Origin of the sequence: Streptococcus sp. OMI750 (assembly GCF_047463895.1) — a bacterium.
Classification (GTDB): domain Bacteria; phylum Bacillota; class Bacilli; order Lactobacillales; family Streptococcaceae; genus Streptococcus.
The window spans coordinates 1-1,567 of record NZ_JASHCZ010000014.1; the positions used below are offsets into that span (position 1 = coordinate 1).

The window sequence follows — 1,567 nt, forward strand, 5'->3', positions numbered from 1 at the left end:
CCCACGCTTTCGAGCCTCAGCGTCAGTTACAGACCAGAGAGCCGCTTTCGCCACCGGTGTTCCTCCATATATCTACGCATTTCACCGCTACACATGGAATTCCACTCTCCCCTTCTGCACTCAAGTTTGACAGTTTCCAAAGCGAACTATGGTTGAGCCACAGCCTTTAACTTCAGACTTATCAAACCGCCTGCGCTCGCTTTACGCCCAATAAATCCGGACAACGCTCGGGACCTACGTATTACCGCGGCTGCTGGCACGTAGTTAGCCGTCCCTTTCTGGTAAGCTACCGTCACAGTGTGAACTTTCCACTCTCACACTCGTTCTTCTCTTACAACAGAGCTTTACGATCCGAAAACCTTCTTCACTCACGCGGCGTTGCTCGGTCAGGGTTGCCCCCATTGCCGAAGATTCCCTACTGCTGCCTCCCGTAGGAGTCTGGGCCGTGTCTCAGTCCCAGTGTGGCCGATCACCCTCTCAGGTCGGCTATGTATCGTCGCCTAGGTGAGCCGTTACCTCACCTACTAGCTAATACAACGCAGGTCCATCTTGTAGTGGAGCAATTGCCCCTTTCAAATAAATGACATGTGTCATCCATTGTTATGCGGTATTAGCTATCGTTTCCAATAGTTATCCCCCGCTACCAGGCAGGTTACCTACGCGTTACTCACCCGTTCGCAACTCATCCAAGAAGAGCAAGCTCCTCTCTTCAGCGTTCTACTTGCATGTATTAGGCACGCCGCCAGCGTTCGTCCTGAGCCAGGATCAAACTCTCATTAATACTTTAATAATTGTTCGAGCGTTAACTCATTACCGTCGTCTGACGATTTATTCTTGTAAATTGACAGGTTATAATTCTTCTATCATAACCCTGCACTTGGTTTCTTATTCAGTTCTCAAAGGTCTTTGTCTCTCTTAAGACAACTTCTATATTCTAGCAAATCTAGAATAACTTGTCAACACTTTTTTTGAAGTTTTTTTGCTTCTCGTGTCCGCTGTCTCTCGCGAAACAGCTTATTTATAATATCATCTCTAGCTTGTCTTGTCAATAACTTTTTTAAAGTTTTGGAACCTTTTCAAGTTTGTGGCAAGTCAGTTAAGACAACTTTTACATCTTAACACCCAAATCAATACTTGTCAATAGGGTTTTTCAAAAAAATAAAGGAAGCATGTCTCTCAACCTACTTCCCTTCTTTTTTAATTATTTAGCTTCAATCAAACCGTAGTTACCGTCTTCTCGTTTATAGAGAACATTAGTTGTATGATCTTCGCTATCAGTATAGATAAAGAAGTCATGACCCAACAATTCCATTTGAAGGATGGCTTCTTCAACATCCATTGGTTTCAACTCAATGTTTTTAGTTCTTACAACTTCAACAGCTGGTGCTTCTTCAACTTGTTCGTTATTAAAATCAGCTGAGAATACTTCTCCTGTTGGAACTTTTTCACGATGCTTACGTGCAATTTTTGATTTGTTTCGCAAGATATGTATGGTTCTATTGACCTAGTGGTTGATAAGATTGAAAGACAAATCCGTAAAAACAAAACAAAAATTTCACGATGCTTA

The 1,567-nt window shown here is 42.8% G+C and carries 1 protein-coding gene, 1 rRNA gene and 1 pseudogene; 1 reads left to right on the top strand and 2 read right to left on the bottom strand.

Annotated features, from left to right (window positions below; translation table 11 throughout):
* Both QM830_RS10865 and QM830_RS10870 read right to left on the bottom strand, forming a co-directional pair.
* A 16S ribosomal RNA gene (locus QM830_RS10865) occupies positions 1-781 on the bottom strand; the annotation flags it as partial.
* A gap of 420 nt (positions 782-1,201) precedes the next feature.
* Positions 1,202-1,486, bottom strand: a pseudogene (locus tag QM830_RS10870) (sigma 54 modulation/S30EA ribosomal C-terminal domain-containing protein); the annotation flags it as partial.
* On the opposite strand from QM830_RS10870, the gene QM830_RS10875 reads away from it, so the two are divergent.
* On the top strand, positions 1,487-1,567 hold an 81-nt coding region (locus tag QM830_RS10875), incomplete at its 3' end, for an HPF/RaiA family ribosome-associated protein (protein WP_414327017.1). It lies immediately after the preceding pseudogene.